Here is a 15,917-nt window from a genome sequence, read left to right as displayed (position 1 = left end):
CTCAGTCCTCTGGGGTTTCCTCGGCGTCCGGCTCCTTGTCGTCCAGGCCGTAACGGTTGAGCTTTGCATAAAGGCTCTGGCGGCTCAATCCCAGAAGTTCAGCTGTCGCCGTCCGGTTGCCGCCCGCTAGCTCGAGCGCCTGCTTCACATAGTGCTGTTCGACGACGCCAACCGTATTCTTGACGAGCTGGCGCAGCGACGATTTCCCGATCTGCTCGCTCATCGAGCCCAACGCGGTGCGCAGAAAATCACTCTCGCTGCCCGACGGCAGACGACGGGCCACATTGCGCAGCAGCACGCCGATCTGACCCGGCGCCCCCTCCCCGGTTCCGGCCGAAATCTCGACCTCGGTCTCGGTACCGAGCTCACCGCGAATCGATGTCGTGAACAGCCTCACGGTCTTGTGCCGCTGGATATTCGAAAGAAGTGCACTCAGATCGGCGCCGGGCTGCCAGAGCCACCGGCCAAGCGATTCACCGATTGCGGACGCCTTCGAGCCGAGTTGGACCAGATCGAGGAAGGCCTGATTGGCATGGCGAATGATGCCGGTTTCATCGAGCGCCACGAAGCTGTCCGGCAGATGCTCGACCAGTTCCTCGATGGTCGAAGGCTCTGCCTTGTCTTTCGACGCCGACAGGTCGGTCGTTGCGGTGAATTGCAGCAAAAACACGTGGCCGGGCTCCGCCGTCATCAGCGACCCCCGCAGCATCCAGGGCTTCGCTTCAGGGCCAAGATGCACAAGGATGCTGAGCGCCTTGCCGCGCTCGCGGATGCGCGCCAACACTTCGCGAACCGCATCGCGGTCTTCCGCGGCGATGTCATGCAGCAGCTCACGTCCCGCGATGTCCTCGTTGCGGCGACGCGGTGAATTCAAGGCCTCGATGGCCGTACGGTTGGCTTCCAGGATCCGCAGATTGGCGGCCGACACGATCATGACGGCTTCGTTTGAGGCGTCGAAGACCAGACGGTAGCGGGTCTCGATTTCCCGCAGCTTCCAATAGTCGCGCTCCATCGTCTGCTGCGCCGCAATCAGGCGCGACTGCAACTCGGCGACGGCCTGGAGGTTCTTGCCGATCGCGAGCATCCCGGCACGGCCGCCCAGCAGCACCGTGGTGTATTCCATCGGAATTTCGAGACCGCTTGGAAAGCGCTGGTTGATCTGGCGGAACGCCGAGATGCCGGTGACGCGCGCGTCATCGACCATGCGCTTGACCTTCTCGCCGCCCATTTCGCCGGCGACTTCGACCCAAGGGCGGCCAAGCCATCCGTCGACGCTCTCGCCGCCCATCGACGGAGACAGCGTTGCCTCGCGGATCACTCCCTCCATGTCCAGCAAGAGCGTGATGTCGGGCTGTACGGTCGGTAAGGCGGCCATTCTGTTATCTGCCGATCATTCTGTGCGGACGCGTGAAGCTGTCGAAACAACGGCAGTCGAACCGATGCAGGGGACGTGCCAACACTACCTGACACTCGCCACCCGAAACTGAAGGCCCTCTCTTGGTAGAAATGCGCAAAATCTGGCGCGAAGTCAAGAAACACCTTTATTTTGAAGGTTTTAGTTGTCACATTTACCTGACACTGGCTTGGCGTCGTGGCTAAATCTCGCCAATTTACGTCCCAGCTAGCACAAATCCGCGGAGAACTTTTTGACGCCGCTCAAAAGAATGTCAGGAACGACAACACCAATTGATATTTATAACTGTCAATATATCCTAACACTCAAATTGAGACCAAACAGACGTCAGGGAGAGCAACGTGCCGGTGAAATCTGCAGTTTTTGCTTGTGTCGCAGCCACCATCGTCTTTTCGAGCAGCGCGGCCCTGGCGCAGGACGCGGCCAAGGGTGAGCAGATTTTCAAACAGTGCATGACCTGCCACCGCATCGGGCCGGATGCCAAGAACCTGGTTGGACCGGTCTTGACCGGCGTTATCGGCCGGCAGTCGGGGACGGCGCCCGGCTTCGCCTATTCGGCGCTAAACAAGGCCGCGGGTGAGAACGGACTGGTATGGTCCGACGACCTGATTTTCCAGTACCTGCCCGATCCGAACGCGTTCTTGAAGAAATTCCTCACCGACAAGGGCAAGGCGGATCTGGCGACCGGGTCAACCAAGATGGCGTTCAAGCTTACCGACGAGCAGCAACGCAAGGACGTCATCGCCTACATCAATAAATTCTCGGAGAAGAAATAGCCGACCGGCGCAAGATCCGGCGCGGTGGCTAGTTGCGCCACCGCCGGCCGACGTCCGTCAGATGCGCGAGACCGGCGGCCGCGAGAAAGAGACTTGCCAACGTCCAGCCGCTGCCGGCGAGGGTCGCACGCAAAGCAAGCAGAAGGCATACGCCGGCGCATAGATTGGGTAACAAATCCAGCGGCGCGACGCCTCGCCGGGCGCGCGACCAGTATATCAGCAAGGCCGCAGCCTCAAGAACGACCACGACGAGAATGAAATCGACGAGGCGTCCACTCGCGAACAGATCAGCCATGCCGAAGGATCACATGGGCAGGCGATCCTGGCAACCGTTCGTCATGTAAACGGTGCATTGAGGCGTACGACCGTGAGGTTTAGAAATGCGGCGAACGACACCCACAGCAGATAAGGCACTAGATAAAGGCTCGCGGGCCTTGCGAAGCGCCAGAACGCGATGATCGGCAACAGAATCGAGAGCCATAGGAACGCCACCTCGATCAGCGCCCAATCGGGACGTTTCAACGCGAAGAACAATGTGCTCCACAACACATTGAGAAATCCATTCAGGGCAAACAGCGCGATCACCCATTCCCGTTGCGTACGGCCATCCGCGTTGCGCCAAGCATAGACCGCTGAGATTGTAGCCAGCGCGAAGATCAGGGTCCATGCCGGACCGAACAGCCAGTCTGGCGGCTGCCAGGACGGCTTGATGAGGCTCTGATACCAGACCCCGGTGTCTGTCAGCGTGCCGCCGAGCACCGCAATGAAGATCGCAACGGAAGCCGCGATCAGCACCGGCTTCCAGAAACTGCCGCGCGCGGCCATTACGCCGATGCCAGCCCTGCCATGTGGGCAAGGTTCTTGAAGAAGATGCGCACATGGGCGACCGGCTTGGCGCGAACCAGTTCCTTGTTCATGTAGGCATCCCACGTCAGCTTCTGGACGTCGCGATCACGGCAAATACTGACGAACCGTTCGCGGCGACGGTCGTTCGAATACCAGTACCACTGCATCACGCCGAGAATCCAGAACACGACACCGTGGAGCCGCATGAAGCGCTTCCGCGCATTGCGCAGTGCCTTGGCATCGCCAGTCTCCAGAAACTCGTCGACCGCCTCCGCCGACAGGCGTCCGCCGATCATCGCATAGTAAATGCCCTCGCCCGAGGCGGGAGCGACGACACCCGCTGCATCGCCGGCGAGCAACACGCTATGCCCATCATCCCATCGCGGCAACGGGTGCAACGGAATCGGGGCGCCTTCGCGGCGAATCGTCTCGGATGTTCCAAGCCCCGCAACGTCACGCAAGCTGCCAACCGATTCCCGCAATGAAAATCCCTTGCGGGCCGACCCCGTTCCGACGCTGACGGTGTCGCCATGCGGGAAGACCCAACCGTAGAAGTCGGGAGACACGCTGCCGCGGTAATAGACGTCGCAACGCGTGCCGTCGAAGCTGGACGCCGCCGGCGGCGCGCGGACGATCTCGTGATAGGCAAACACATAAGGCTGCCGATCAGCACCGGGCAGGCATTGTCGTGCCACGGCTGACAAGGCACCGTCGGCGCCGATCAGCGCGCGGGCTCGAACCGTGCTTTCCATCGAAGTCCCATCGGCAGAGCGTTCCTCATAATGGACGATGGTGGCGCCTGTTTTATCGCGTTCGAAACGCTTGAACAGGCCAATTCGCCGTTGTGCGCCGGCTTCGGCGGCGCGCGTCCGTAACCATTCGTCGAACACATCGCGGTCGACCATGCCGACAAAGCCGCCGTCGATGGGCATGTCGACCTGCTGGTCCGATGGCGACACCATTCGGGCGGAGTTGACGTGTGCGACCAGCAGATGATCGGGGATGTCGAAGTCGCGGATCAGCCGCGGCGGGATCGCGCCGCCGCACGGCTTGATGCGCCCGGCACGGTCTAGCAACAACACGCTTCGCCCGAGCTTTGCAAGATCGTGCGCGGCCGTCGCGCCGGACGGCCCTCCGCCAACCACAACGACATCGAAAATCTCCGAACTGGTCATGACCGCGCTCCTCCTGCGATAGCGGTAGCCGGCGAATCGAAAAAGCGCTGCTGCATCGCGTCCCTTGCCGGAGCGCGATGAACCCAAATGGCCATCACGGCGGCAGCGACGAATAATCCTGCCTCGGATGCGAACACCGCGGAATAAGACAGTGCCGCTGACGTCAGGATGTAGCGGGCGACATCGCTGGCCAGCGTTCCCAGGAATCCACCGATCCCGAATGCGAACGCTTGCGCCGCGCCCCACAGGCCCATGCGGACGCCTTCGCGCGTCTCGCCGCCTGCTCCGACCAGCGCCATCATCGAGCCGATCGCCGCCACGGCGTAGGCCCCATTGGTGACGCCGAGCATGAACACGGTCTCACGCAACGGCCAGGACGGCCCGACGACGGCCGCGGCCGCCAAACACAACAGCGCGATCGCCGATGCGAGGCACCCACCGATGGTCCAGATCTGCAGGTTGCCGCGAGATCGCGGATAGATGGCGCCGATCAACGGCACCATGGCCATGCCGATCAACGTGCCAGCATGCTGCACGCCCGAAAGCTTCGTCGTCTCGCCCGGCGTGAAGCCGAACACCGCGCCAGCAAACGGCTCGAGGATCAGATCCTGCGCGCTATAGGCCAGCATCGAGACAAAGACGAAGATCGCGAACCGCCGTGATCTTGGTTCGGTCCAGACTTCCATGAAGGCTTCGCGGAACGATGCCTGGCGCTGCGACCGGTTCGAAACGGGCTGTACGCTGGTAACCTGCCCTCCTTCGACGCCCCACACGCCGATGATGGTCAGGACCATCGCCGCCACAGATACCGATCCCGATACGACGATCAGTCTCGCCGGGGAAAACGGATCGAGCAAATGGCCCGCCATACCCGTGGTCACGATGAAGCCCGCGATCATCATCACCCAAACGATGGTCGCTGCGGCCGCGCGGCGATTGTTGTCCGTGCGCTTCGCAAGCAGCACCAGCAACGACGTACCAGCGGCGCCAACGCCCACGCCGATCAAGGAGAAGGCGATCACAGCAAGCGCGATGCCGAACAGGGGATGCGTCGTCATCCAGGCCGTCGCCACCGCCGCCATCAATCCGCCGGTTGCGAGCACGGCCATACCGCCGACAATCCACGGCGTCCGCCGCGCCCCGAGATCCGAGCCATGGCCCCATGCCGGACGGAAGACCTGAAGAGCATAGTGAATGGCGACGAGCGCCCCCGGCAGCATCGCCGGCATCGCCAGCTCGACCACCATCACCCTGTTCAGCGTCGATGTCGTCAGGACCACGATCGCGCCGAGCCCGGTCTGCACCAGGCCCAGCCTGACGATGCCCAACCATGAAAGAACCGGGTTGTTCATGGTCAGCTCGCTTTCAGTGCCGCCAGCGCAAAGGCGCTGACGAGCATGCCGACAACATAGCAGCTGATCCCGGTGCCGTTGTACCAGGGGGCTCGCTCGCGAGGGCTCCTGAGGAAATGGGCCATCAGGAATAATTGTGCAAAGAGCAAGACGCCGACCGCTGCCGCATAGAGTGGGCGCTGCCATGCCAGCAGAAGTGTCACGACAACCACCTGGGGCACTGCCATCACCACACAGGCGAAGCGGGCGGCATTGCCGACGCCGAGCAGCACGGGAAGTGAATCGATCCCCATCCGCTTGTCGCCCTCGACCGACTTGAAATCGTTGAGCGTCATGATGCCGTGGGCGCCGATGCTGTAGAGCAGCGCGATCAAGACGATGCGCCAGTCGGGAGCGGATGCGCTCATGACAGTAGCTCCCGTGAACCAGGGCAGGCCTTCATAACAGAGACCACACGCCGCGTTGCCCCACCAGCCGTTCTGCTTGAGTCGGATCGGCGGCGCGCTGTAGGCCCAGGCCAGCACGAGGCCGACGATGGCGGCGACAAAGCCCCATGTGCCAAGCGTGGTCGCAAGCAGCAAAGACAGCACCGTCCACACGAGCGCGATGTAGAGCCCCCAGCGACCGGGGATGCGTCCCGACGGAATCGGCCGGCCAGGCTCGTTGATGGCATCGACATGCCTGTCGTACCAGTCGTTCACGGCCTGGCTGGTGCCGCAGACCATCGGTCCTGCCAGCAGTATGCCGGCGATGATCACCGGCCAATGCTGGCCCGGCGAAACGCCAGATGAAACGATCCCGCATCCCAAGGCCCACATTGGCGGAAACCAGGTAATTGGCTTCAGCAGTTCGACAACGACCGACGGTGCGGGATGACTGACAACGGCACTAGTCATCTTCGACCTCCCCTTCGCCCGCGTGCTCGGCAAGCCCAAACCGCCGGAGCTTGACGTAGAGGCTCTGACGGCTGAGGCCGAGCATTTCCGCAGCCGACGCGCGATTGTCGCCGGTCAATTCGAGAGCAGCTTCGATAGAGAGCTTTTCAATGACGTCGGTCGCCTCGCGCACGAGATCGCGTAGCGGAACACGTCCGATCCGCTCGGTTAGTTGAGCGACAGACCGCGGGAGCTCGCTGGCCGAGGACGGCGATGCCGAAAGACGCTTCTCGACATTCCGGATCGCGAAGCCGAAACCCTGCTTGCGGTCGTCGTGGATCAGAGATGCCGCCGAGACCTCGACATCCGTCGTCGCGCCATGTTCCCCGCGCAACGAGGTCGAGAACAGCTTGATCGAACCGGTCTGGCGAAGATTGGCGAACGCCACCGCGAAGTCGACACCGGCACGTCCGAGCCAGCGATCCAGCGATTCGCCGCGCGACTGCTCAGCGCTGCCGAGTTGCGCCATCTCGGTGAAGGCCGGATTCGCCTTGACGATGCGGCCGTCAGGCCCGGTGATGACCAATGCGTCGGGGGCGGCGTCGAAATATTCCAGCAAGCTCGATGTTGCCGTCAGCGCGCCGGCTTGCGCCGGCGTCTGCTGCGACGACAGGCGGACCAAAAATAGAGTCGTATTCTCCTGCCGGAACTGGGATGCGGCGACAAAACACTCCCTGTCCCCTTTCGCAAGCCGGGCACGGATGTTGCCGTCACGACCTGTGGCACGAACATTAGACAGCAAGGTTTGAACCGGCTCCACGTCTGCTGCATCGAAATGCGAGGAGATATTCGATTTCAGAACCTGCGGCGCGCTCTCGTCGAGCAGCGCCAGCGCAGCCGGATTGATCTCGAGGATCGCATTGCTGGAGGCATCAACGATCATGACGGCTTCCGACGATAGCTGGAACAGCAATCGATAGCGCGTTTCGGCGTGGCGCAGCCGGACGTAGTCGCGCTCCATCGATTGCTGGGCATTGACGAGCCGCTGTTGCATCGCTGCGAGCGGACGTAAGTCGCGACCGACCACGACAAAACGATCGTCGCGTCCGATGTTGACGGCCGAATAAAGCACGGGAATATCCGCGCCTCCGGGTGACGGATGGTTCACCTGACGCCAGATCGATAATTTTCGGCTCATCGCGTCCTGGAGCAGCTCCTTGGCCTTCGTGCTGGTTTCGGAGGTAACGATTTCGGCCAGCCTCGAACCGAGCCAGCGGCCGTGGGCGTCGAGTTCGAGCGACAGATCCTCCTTGTTGAAGGCGACATCGCGAATGACCCCCTCGCCGTCAACGATCACGGCGACGTCGCTGGCTGCCGCGATCAGGTTCGCGGCCGGCAATGCGCCGAGATTCCCCAGCGACTCCTTCGGAGATTTGAACACCTGAACCAGGGCAAATATCCTCCAACAACCTGTGATCTCTCACCTAGCGTTCCTCGAACCCGTTTTTTGTTGGCGGACGATTGACGCACGAAGCCCGGATCAGGCCGTATGCCGCCGCGTCGTCTCGGACGGCCGAGCCGGGAAGACGATGAAAGCGTGCGCGCGCCGCAGCGTCATGTTGCAATCCGGCGCGCGCCAGATCTTCAAATGAATTACCGCGGCAGTGCCAGGCCGTGCTTGACGCCCCAGTCGAACCAGTTGTCGACTACGGTGCCGGAGAGCAGGATCCCGATGCCGCCCGTGAGCGGGCAGAGCACAGCAAACCACCAGGCCCAGCGATGGATCGATTCCGCCGTCGCGTTGAAGCCCATGGTCCAGCGCCAGAACAGCGCCGCCCGCTCCAGTGCCGTGCCACGATCGACGATCTGCTCGATCTCGCGCTCGCCGCCGTAGCGGCTGACCGCCAGGATCGTCGCACCGTGCATGGCGAACAGCAGCGCCGAGCCATACAGGAACGCGATCGAGAGCATGTGGAACGGATTGTAGAAAAGGTTACCGTGCGTGATCGAGAAATTGTTGGTCCAGTCGAGATGCGGGAATATCCCGAAGGGAACGGCTTCGCTGAAGTGTCCCATCAGCAGGGGCCGGATGAAGCCAAGCACAAGATAGAGCCAGATCGCCGCAGCGAAGGCCCACGACACGTGCGTGCCCATGCCGAGCGCCCGCGCCCGCCGATACGTGCGTCCCCACCACAACAGGATCGAGGTGGTGAGGAAGAAGCCGGCCATCAACCACCAGCCGCCTTCCTGCAAGGGCGGAAAGCTGATGCCGTATTCGGGCTTTGGAGGCTCCAGCGAAAGCCAGGGCAGCTGCCTGACGAATTCGATCGGGCTCCAGTTCACCGAGGCCATCATATTGAGGCCGATGATCTCGATCGCGACGATTCCGCAGGCGATGGAGGCCAATCCGAGAAATCCGAGATAGACCGGGCCAACCTGGGCGTCGCCGATCTTTCCGAGCCAGTAGTTGAACCGGCCCTCACTGGTACGAACCCATATTCCCGGCTGAATCGGGATGCCGGGGTAGATGGTGCTGCGCACCTGCACCTGCGTGAAGAAATTTTGATATTGGGCCATGGCTCAGGACTCTCTCTGATGACCGGAATTAGTTGGAGGACCAGATTGGAAGATTACGCCACCAGTTCCACCACTCGGACCAGGCATTGCCTTCCGACCATAACGGCCCGCTGATCACGATGCAGACCGCGCTGAAGAACACCGCGGACAGCGCGATGAACAGTCCGACGCGATGGATGCCGATGGTGCCGACCGAATAGCCTATCAGATCCCGGAACATAGTGTTCTCGTGCTCGGGCGTTTTCACAGCTTCGCCCTTGTCGGGATTGGTCGATGACAGGATCAGGCCGCCGTGCAGCGCCAGCGCCAGGCACGTCGTGAAGAAGAACGTGATCGCGATCATGTGCGCGGGGTTGTAGTGGAAGTTACCGTATTGGTATCCGGTGTTCGAAACCCAATCGAGATGGGTGATGATGCCATAGGGGAAGCCGTAGCTCCACGAGCCCATCAGCACCGGCCGGATCACCACCAGGGTGAAATAGGCGAAGATGGCAAAGCCGAAGGCGAACGGCACATGGTAGCCGATCCCGAGCTTGCGGCAGATCTCGACCTCGCGCAGCGCCCAGGAGACGAAGGCTCCGAGCGCGCAGATCGTGACGATTTGCCAGATGCCGCCTTCCTGCAGCGGGGCGAAAGACAAGCCGTACTTGACGTCCGGTGGGTTCACGCTGATCTGCCAGAGATTCCAGGTGGGTCCGAGCGCAGTGTTCCAGAGGATCATCGCGATGCCGACGAACGAGAAGAACACCGTCGTGACCCCGAAGAACCCGACGTAGAACGGGCCGACCCAGAAGTCGAACAGGTCGCCACCGATGAGCGTTCCGCCGCGAACGCGATATTTTCTTTCAAAGCTGAGCATTGCCATCGTTCGTTCCTCCGCCTGCGAAAGCCAGCGTGACCATCATCTCCGGGTCGCTACCGGAAGCGGACGAGACGGGCCGCTCGATCCTGCCTCGTCCGTTCCGGTACGCATTTCGTCATGCCGTCAGGACGGCATGCTTGGTGGTGTGTACGGCAGAGTGATCTCTGACGTCTTCGCCTTGCGCGGCCCGTCTAACCAGTTGAACCGGTCGGTCGAGAGCAGGATGAAGTGGATCACGATCGCCAGTCCGAACAGGAACGTGAAGAGCGCGACCAAGGCACGGCGCGGATCGAACAGAAGCCAAATTCGCCACATGATTGCCTCCCTTTATGTCAGATACGAAAGGGCGACGCTGGCGACGTGCTGGATGCTATCCACCGCCGTCGTCTTGTAGCCGCCCGGGCCGGGCAACCAGGGACGCCACATCCAGGCGAGGATATGGGCAACCACTGCGACAGCCGTGAAGAGCAGGAAGCTCGTCATGAATATCGAGTGGAATTCCTTGGCTTCAGCTTCGGATAGCCCCGATAAGGAACCGTCCTTCATTTGGTATCCTCCTAGTGATGGCCTTGCGGCCGTTCGCCGCCCGAGCGTGGGCGACAGCGATTGCCGAATCCATCGATACGGCAGTTATCCGCCCGGCAACCGGCCGGACGGAATCCCGGTTACAGTCCCATGAACGATGACGTCACGATCGTGCCGGCAGCACTGCGGGCCTCCGCGAAGATCGACTCGCGATTCCTGGAATGGTCGAAGGCCGCTCGTTTACGCCAAGGCGTCAGCCGTGAGAGCGCAGCCCGCAACAGGAAGGCCACGTAGCAGGCGCCAAACACCACTTGGGATTCGCTGGTCCTGTTCTCGCCGTGCGCTTTCGTTCGATCGCCATAAGCATAATCGGACATCGACACTACCTCCCGCTTATCGTCCTTCAGGTGCAGATACGGAATCACCGGAAACAAGCCGGCTTCGCTCATTCTCATGCTGGCGCTCCACTCGTGAGTGCCGCGCGGGCCCTGGTCACGAAATCCGTGGTAACGCGCGCTTCGCCAGCCTGGCGCGCGCCGCTCTCGGCGGCATCGCGCAGCCGCTTGGCCGCCGAGATACGCACCAGCACCGGATGGGCTTCAAGCACCTCATCGAGGAGTGCTTTGGCCTCGTCGCTCCAGAGAATTTCCTCGTGCAGTCGGGCCGGCGTCGGGTCGACGCGGTCGAGATCGGCCGCCAACGGCAGGATATTGAACAGCGCGTCGAACAGCGCGTTGCAGACTTCCTGAACGAGATAGGTCGCGCCCGAATAGCCCATGAACGGCGTGCCGGTGTGACGGCGGATCACCGCGCCCGGGAAAGACGCCGGCAAATAGATCGCCCGGCCACCCGCCTCGGCCAGGTACATGCGCTCGTTGTAGCTGCCGAACAGGATCAGCGGCGGCTTCTCGCGCACCGCAGATCGTACGGCATCGTTGTCCGGCTTGAGGCCCGCTTTCCGCGAGAAGGAGAAAGTGCATGGCAGGCCCATCTCCCTTTCAAGGAAATTCCTGACGCCGCGTGCATAGGTCTCGTTGGCGACGATGGCGAAGCTGGCCGTGCCGAAAAAGTCCTGGGTCACCGATCGCCACAGATCCCAAAGCGGCTTGATGGTGGTGTGCTTCTCGCGTGCGATGAACGGCTCGGGATCGAGGCCCAGCATTTCGCCAAGCTTGCGCAGGAATCTGGTGGTGGAGTGAAGACCAATCGGCGCCTGCAGATACGGCCGCTCGAGCGCCTCGCACAGCATACGGCCGAACTCCCGGTACATGCAGACGTTGACGTCGGCGTTCACCAGCTTGGGAATGTCGGCGAGGTGGCTTCCGAGCGGGAACACCATGTTGACGTCGGCGCCGATGCCCTCGATCAGCCGGCGGATCTCGGCGAGATCGGAGGGCATATTGAAGGTGCCGTAGATCGGCCCGATGATATTGACGCGGGGTTTGACACCCTCTGCGCGCGGCTTACGCTCGGGAATCTTCTTGACTCCGTATTCCTTCCAGAGCCAGACGATGGCGCGGTCAGCGCTCTGCCACTGGTCTTCGTCGATGGTGCGCGGAAGGAAGCGCTTTATGTTGGTTCCCTCCGGCGTCACGCCGCCCCCGATCATTTCGGCAATCGAGCCGGTGACCACAACAGCGGGCAGATAGGGATCGAGCACCCGGTGTGCGCGCTTCATCGCGCCTTCGGTGCCGGTCTGCCCGAGCTCTTCCTCGCCCAGGCCCGTCACCACGATCGGCAACTCGTGCGGCGGAAGCGCGTCGGTATAGTGCAGCACAGACGTGACCGGCAAATTCTCGCAGCCGACAGGTCCGTCGATGATGACCTGCATGCCCTTCACCGCGGTGAAGGCGTAGACAGCGCCCCAATAGCCACCCGCGCGATCATGATCCAGGACCAGCATCAGATCATCTCCTCGGCTCTGCGCTTCTTGGCCTGGGCTTCGATCTGCTTCTTGTATTTCTCCCGAAACGCCACATTGTCCTTCGGCGTATCTTCCCAGACGCCGGCGGCGTGGCCTTCTCCGACATCGCCGAAGAATTCCTTCATCTCCTCGAAGCGGCTCTGATTGGCGAGCGCGGCGTTGACGACCTGCGCGAGAGATCCGGCACCCGCGACGCCGAACAACGGACGCGCCGAAATCAAATTGGTGAAATACAGCGCCGGGATCGCGAGCTGTTTGGCCTTCTGCACGATCGGCGTGGTGCCGATGGCCAGATCGGGCTTGAACTCGCCGACAGCAGCCAGATCCTTCTCCAGCGATGCGCGGTACTGAACCCGCGTGCCCCTGGCTTCCAGCCACTCACGATCAGCGTCCGACCATTGCGTCTTCGGGCAGGCCGTGCCGACATAGGGCACGCGTGCGCCGCTCTCGATGAGGAGCCGCGCGACGAGCAGTTCGGACCCTTCGTAGCCAGAGACAGTGATCCGCGCGTCTACCGGCTTGGCCGCCAGCGCGGCCTTGATCATCGGCAGGAAGCGGTTCTTGGCGGCATCGATCTTGTCCCGCGCGACGTTGCAAGCGTTGCCAATGGATTCGAGCCAGGCTTCGGTACCGTCATGCCCGACCGGCGCGGAGCCTACGATCTTGCGGCCGGCCAGTTCGAACTGGCGGAAGCTCGCCGTGTAGAACGGATGGATCGCGGCAATCACAGAGCCGTCCAGCGCGGCATAGAGCTCGCGCCACTCGCGCGTCGGCACCACCGGACCGGCCGCGAGACCGAGCGGCTCCAGCATCATACCAATGCCGACAGGGTCGGCAGGAAACATTTCGCCGACCAGAGTGACTGTCGGGTGTTCGCTCTTGCCGCCGCGCGGCGCCTGTACCGGACCCTGCTCCACTTCCTTGCGGGCATATTCGAGCATCGCCGCCGCCAACACGTCCTTGGCCTCGGCATGGGTCGGCACACCAAAGCCTGGAACGTCGATGCCGATGATGCGCACGCCGTTGATTTCGTCCGGCAACAAATCGAGCGGAACGCCGGACGCTGTCGGCACACAGAGATTGGTGATGATGATGGTATCGTACAGCGCGGGATCCGCGAGCTTGAAAACGGCTTCGCGAATATCCTCGAACAGCTTGCCGGTAACCAGCGTCTCCGAGTTGAAGGGAACGTAGCCAACGGTCCGCCGCGCTCCGTAGAAGTGTGAAGTGAAGGTCAGGCCATAGACGCAACAAGCCGAGCCGGACAGGATCGTCGCGGTGCGCCGCATTCGCAGGCCCACACGGAGCGAACCGAATGCCGGGCACATGCTCTGCGGCTGATCGTGCGGACCCTTGGGATAGTCGGCGGCATAGCGATCGAGAATGTCGCTCTTTCCCGCAGCGCTGGCGGCCGCCTTGAGTTCGGCAGCACCGGCATGACAGCCGAGGCCGTCGCTTTCCGTCGCTGCCGCGTTGACGGCAGGCGGGGCAACGACGGCATCCATCGCGGTCGCGTCGAGTTCGACCGGCTCGTTCACGACAGACTCGGCTATCGCCCCAGCATATCGCGGCAGGATGACGTTCATGTTGCGCTCCGCATCACGCCGCGTCGTAGACGACTTCGAGGGACGGCTTGTCGACGACCGACTTGCCGCACATATCCTCCATGGTCGCGGGCTCGAGCACCACGCCGCGGCCGACGACTTCGCCCTTGAACAGGCCGAGCAGACCATCCTGTGTCAGCGGCGCGGGGCGCACCGGCGGCGCCAGGCCGACATTGGTGGCGAGCTGCTCGAAAAGAGAACTCCATTGCCCGCCAGGCAGGCCGATGATCTCGTAATTCGCGCTCTTCTTGCGGATATCGTCATCGGCCGGGATCGCCGCGAGAACGGGGATGCCGACCGTCTTGGCGAACGCGGCCGCCTCGCCGGTGCCGTCGTCCTTGTTGATGACCATGCCGGCGACGCCGACATTGCCGCCGAGCTTGCGGAAATATTCGACTGCCGAGCAGACGTTGTTGGCGACGTAGAGCGACTGCAGGTCATTGGAGCCGACGACGATGACCTTCTGGCACATGTCGCGCGCGATCGGGAGGCCGAAGCCGCCGCAGACCACGTCGCCGAGGAAGTCGAGCAGCACGTAATCGAATCCCCACTCGTGGAAGCCGAGCTTCTCGAGCAATTCGAAGCCATGGATGATGCCACGCCCGCCGCAGCCGCGACCGACCTCGGGACCACCGAGCTCCATCGCGAACACGCCGTCGCGCTTGAAGCAGACGTCGCCGATCTTGACCTCCTCACCGGCGAGTTTCTTCTTCGACGACGTCTCGATGATGGTCGGACAGGCGCGGCCGCCGAACAGCAGCGACGTGGTATCGCTCTTCGGGTCGCAGCCGATCAGCAGCACTTTCTTGCCCTGTTGCGCCATCATGTAGGACAGGTTGGCCAGCGTAAAACTCTTGCCGATTCCGCCCTTGCCGTAGATGGCGATGATCTGGGTTTCCTTGGTCGCCGGCGTCGTCACCGGCGCGTCCGGCTCGATTAACGCCTCAGCCCGCAGAGCGTCCTTCATGTTGATGGTTGGCACGACATTCATGAGAGCGAACTCCAGTTCAGGACCATTTTCAGGCACGCCGGATCCTCGAACGCGACGCGATAAGCGTTCGAGGTATCCTGTGCGTCGCGGTGGTGGGTGATCAGGCCGTCGAGCGAGAGCCGCCCCGATTCGATCAGCGTCTTGATGGCGACGAGATCGGACGGCTGCCACTCCGCGGCAACGCGGAGCCGCGCCTCACGCATGAATGCGGGCGGGAACGCAAAGGACAGTCGCTCGCTGTAGAATCCAGCCAGCACGATCTCGCCGCCGGGCGCGATGCGGCCAATCAGGGAATCGAGCAGGCCGGCATCGCCGCTGACATCGTAGATGCTCTTGTAGTCGCGCCGCGTATCATGCTCGGGATCGATCACGCCGTAGTCAACCGCGCCCCCGATGCGCGCCGGATTTTTCTCCCAGACGGTCGGCGGCTCGTTGCGAACCGCAAGTGAGATGCGCGCTAGCAGCCGCCCCAGCACGCCATGACCTACAATGCAGTCCGGTGCCGAGGCGCCGCGCGCGGCAATGGCGTGATAGGCCGTCGCCGCCAACGCCAGCAGAATTCCACGTTCGCCTAGGTTCTGATCGAGCGGCACCACGCGCTTTGCGGCCACCACCAGGCGCGACGCGGAAGCCCCGAACAGCCCGCGCACTTCGCCAAAACACTTTGCGCCGGGAACGAAGACCCGCTGGCCAGGATGCAGGTCCGTGGCAGATCCCGCTTCGACGACATGCCCGACCGACTCGTAGCCGGGCACCAGCGGATATCCCATGCCCGGAAACGGAGGCATCCGGCCCGACCAGAGCAACCTTTCTGTGCCGGTGCTGACGCCGCTCCAGTCGACATCGACGACGACGTCGTCGGCGGTCGGAGGAGTCAAAGCCAGCCGATTGAGCTCGATCTGCTCCGGCTGCTTGAGAACTACCGCGATGGTCTCCATCGCCCCACTCCGATCTTGGCGGAAGCCGAGAGGACTCCGCGACTGTCATGCTAGACTT

Annotated in this window: 17 protein-coding genes; 1 reads left to right on the top strand and 16 read right to left on the bottom strand. The window is 62.4% G+C overall.

Going from position 1 to position 15,917, the window contains the following annotated elements; all coding sequences use genetic code 11:
* Window position 1 precedes the first annotated feature (1 nt).
* The gene (gene ppsR, locus FNV92_RS06605) at window positions 2-1,375 is read right to left on the bottom strand and encodes a transcriptional regulator PpsR (protein ID WP_143841641.1); all 1,374 of its coding nucleotides are present in this window, start codon (window positions 1,373-1,375) and stop codon (window positions 2-4) included.
* A gap of 380 nt (window positions 1,376-1,755) precedes the next feature.
* On the opposite strand from ppsR (FNV92_RS06605), the gene FNV92_RS06600 reads away from it, so the two are divergent.
* Window positions 1,756-2,190 carry a c-type cytochrome gene (locus tag FNV92_RS06600; protein ID WP_143841642.1) on the top strand — a complete coding sequence of 145 codons (435 nt, stop codon included), beginning with the start codon at window positions 1,756-1,758 and terminating at the stop codon, window positions 2,188-2,190.
* A gap of 28 nt (window positions 2,191-2,218) precedes the next feature.
* Here FNV92_RS06600 and FNV92_RS06595 read toward each other — a convergent pair whose 3' ends face one another.
* From FNV92_RS06595 to bchC, 15 genes are all read right to left on the bottom strand, one after another.
* Window positions 2,219-2,485, bottom strand: coding sequence for a hypothetical protein (locus FNV92_RS06595; protein WP_143841643.1), 267 nt, complete (start codon window positions 2,483-2,485; stop codon window positions 2,219-2,221).
* Window positions 2,486-2,526: 41 nt separating this feature from the next.
* Entirely contained in the window at window positions 2,527-3,015 is a 489-nt protein-coding gene (locus FNV92_RS06590) for a TspO/MBR family protein (protein WP_143841644.1), read from the bottom strand.
* Window positions 3,015-4,211, bottom strand: coding sequence for a geranylgeranyl diphosphate reductase (locus FNV92_RS06585; RefSeq protein ID WP_143841645.1), 1,197 nt, complete (start codon window positions 4,209-4,211; stop codon window positions 3,015-3,017). The genes FNV92_RS06590 and FNV92_RS06585 overlap by 1 nt, the downstream gene beginning before the upstream one ends.
* Complete coding sequence (locus tag FNV92_RS06580) at window positions 4,208-5,563, bottom strand: BCD family MFS transporter (protein ID WP_143841646.1); 1,356 nt, start codon at window positions 5,561-5,563, stop codon at window positions 4,208-4,210. The genes FNV92_RS06585 and FNV92_RS06580 overlap by 4 nt, the downstream gene beginning before the upstream one ends.
* Before the next feature lie 2 nt (window positions 5,564-5,565).
* Window positions 5,566-6,459 (bottom strand): chlorophyll synthase ChlG, encoded by an 894-nt coding sequence (gene chlG / locus FNV92_RS06575; RefSeq protein WP_143841647.1) that lies wholly within the window; start codon window positions 6,457-6,459, stop codon window positions 5,566-5,568.
* On the bottom strand, window positions 6,452-7,879 hold the full coding sequence (ppsR, locus tag FNV92_RS06570; protein WP_186355498.1) for a transcriptional regulator PpsR: 1,428 nt from the start codon (window positions 7,877-7,879) through the stop codon (window positions 6,452-6,454). Before ppsR (FNV92_RS06570) ends, chlG begins: the two co-directional genes overlap by 8 nt.
* A 212-nt stretch (window positions 7,880-8,091) precedes the next feature.
* On the bottom strand, window positions 8,092-9,015 hold the full coding sequence (pufM, locus tag FNV92_RS06565) for a photosynthetic reaction center subunit M (protein ID WP_015684469.1): 924 nt from the start codon (window positions 9,013-9,015) through the stop codon (window positions 8,092-8,094).
* A gap of 28 nt (window positions 9,016-9,043) precedes the next feature.
* On the bottom strand, window positions 9,044-9,880 hold the full coding sequence (gene pufL / locus FNV92_RS06560; RefSeq protein WP_015684468.1) for a photosynthetic reaction center subunit L: 837 nt from the start codon (window positions 9,878-9,880) through the stop codon (window positions 9,044-9,046).
* Between the two features lie 120 nt (window positions 9,881-10,000).
* Window positions 10,001-10,192 (bottom strand): light-harvesting antenna LH1, alpha subunit, encoded by a 192-nt coding sequence (gene pufA, locus FNV92_RS06555; RefSeq protein ID WP_015684467.1) that lies wholly within the window; start codon window positions 10,190-10,192, stop codon window positions 10,001-10,003.
* A 12-nt stretch (window positions 10,193-10,204) separates the two neighbouring features.
* Window positions 10,205-10,423 (bottom strand): light-harvesting antenna LH1, beta subunit, encoded by a 219-nt coding sequence (gene pufB / locus FNV92_RS06550; protein ID WP_015684466.1) that lies wholly within the window; start codon window positions 10,421-10,423, stop codon window positions 10,205-10,207.
* Window positions 10,424-10,542: 119 nt separating this feature from the next.
* On the bottom strand, window positions 10,543-10,857 hold the full coding sequence (locus tag FNV92_RS06545) for a hypothetical protein (RefSeq protein WP_334266091.1): 315 nt from the start codon (window positions 10,855-10,857) through the stop codon (window positions 10,543-10,545).
* Entirely contained in the window at window positions 10,854-12,305 is a 1,452-nt protein-coding gene (gene bchZ, locus FNV92_RS06540) for a chlorophyllide a reductase subunit Z (RefSeq protein ID WP_143841649.1), read from the bottom strand. The genes FNV92_RS06545 and bchZ overlap by 4 nt, the downstream gene beginning before the upstream one ends.
* A complete protein-coding gene (gene bchY, locus FNV92_RS06535) occupies window positions 12,305-13,912 on the bottom strand; it encodes a chlorophyllide a reductase subunit Y (protein ID WP_143841650.1) in 1,608 nt (535 codons plus the stop codon). The genes bchZ and bchY overlap by 1 nt, the downstream gene beginning before the upstream one ends.
* A 13-nt stretch (window positions 13,913-13,925) precedes the next feature.
* Complete coding sequence (locus tag FNV92_RS06530; RefSeq protein WP_143841651.1) at window positions 13,926-14,921, bottom strand: chlorophyllide a reductase iron protein subunit X; 996 nt, start codon at window positions 14,919-14,921, stop codon at window positions 13,926-13,928.
* A complete protein-coding gene (bchC, locus tag FNV92_RS06525; RefSeq protein WP_143841652.1) occupies window positions 14,918-15,859 on the bottom strand; it encodes a chlorophyll synthesis pathway protein BchC in 942 nt (313 codons plus the stop codon). The genes FNV92_RS06530 and bchC overlap by 4 nt, the downstream gene beginning before the upstream one ends.
* Window positions 15,860-15,917: the final 58 nt, after the last annotated feature.

Source organism: Bradyrhizobium cosmicum (genome assembly GCF_007290395.2).
Taxonomy (GTDB): Bacteria; Pseudomonadota; Alphaproteobacteria; order Rhizobiales; family Xanthobacteraceae; genus Bradyrhizobium; species Bradyrhizobium cosmicum.
Note: the sequence above shows the minus strand (reverse complement) of the source record. Positions and strands in the feature narration are given on the sequence as shown.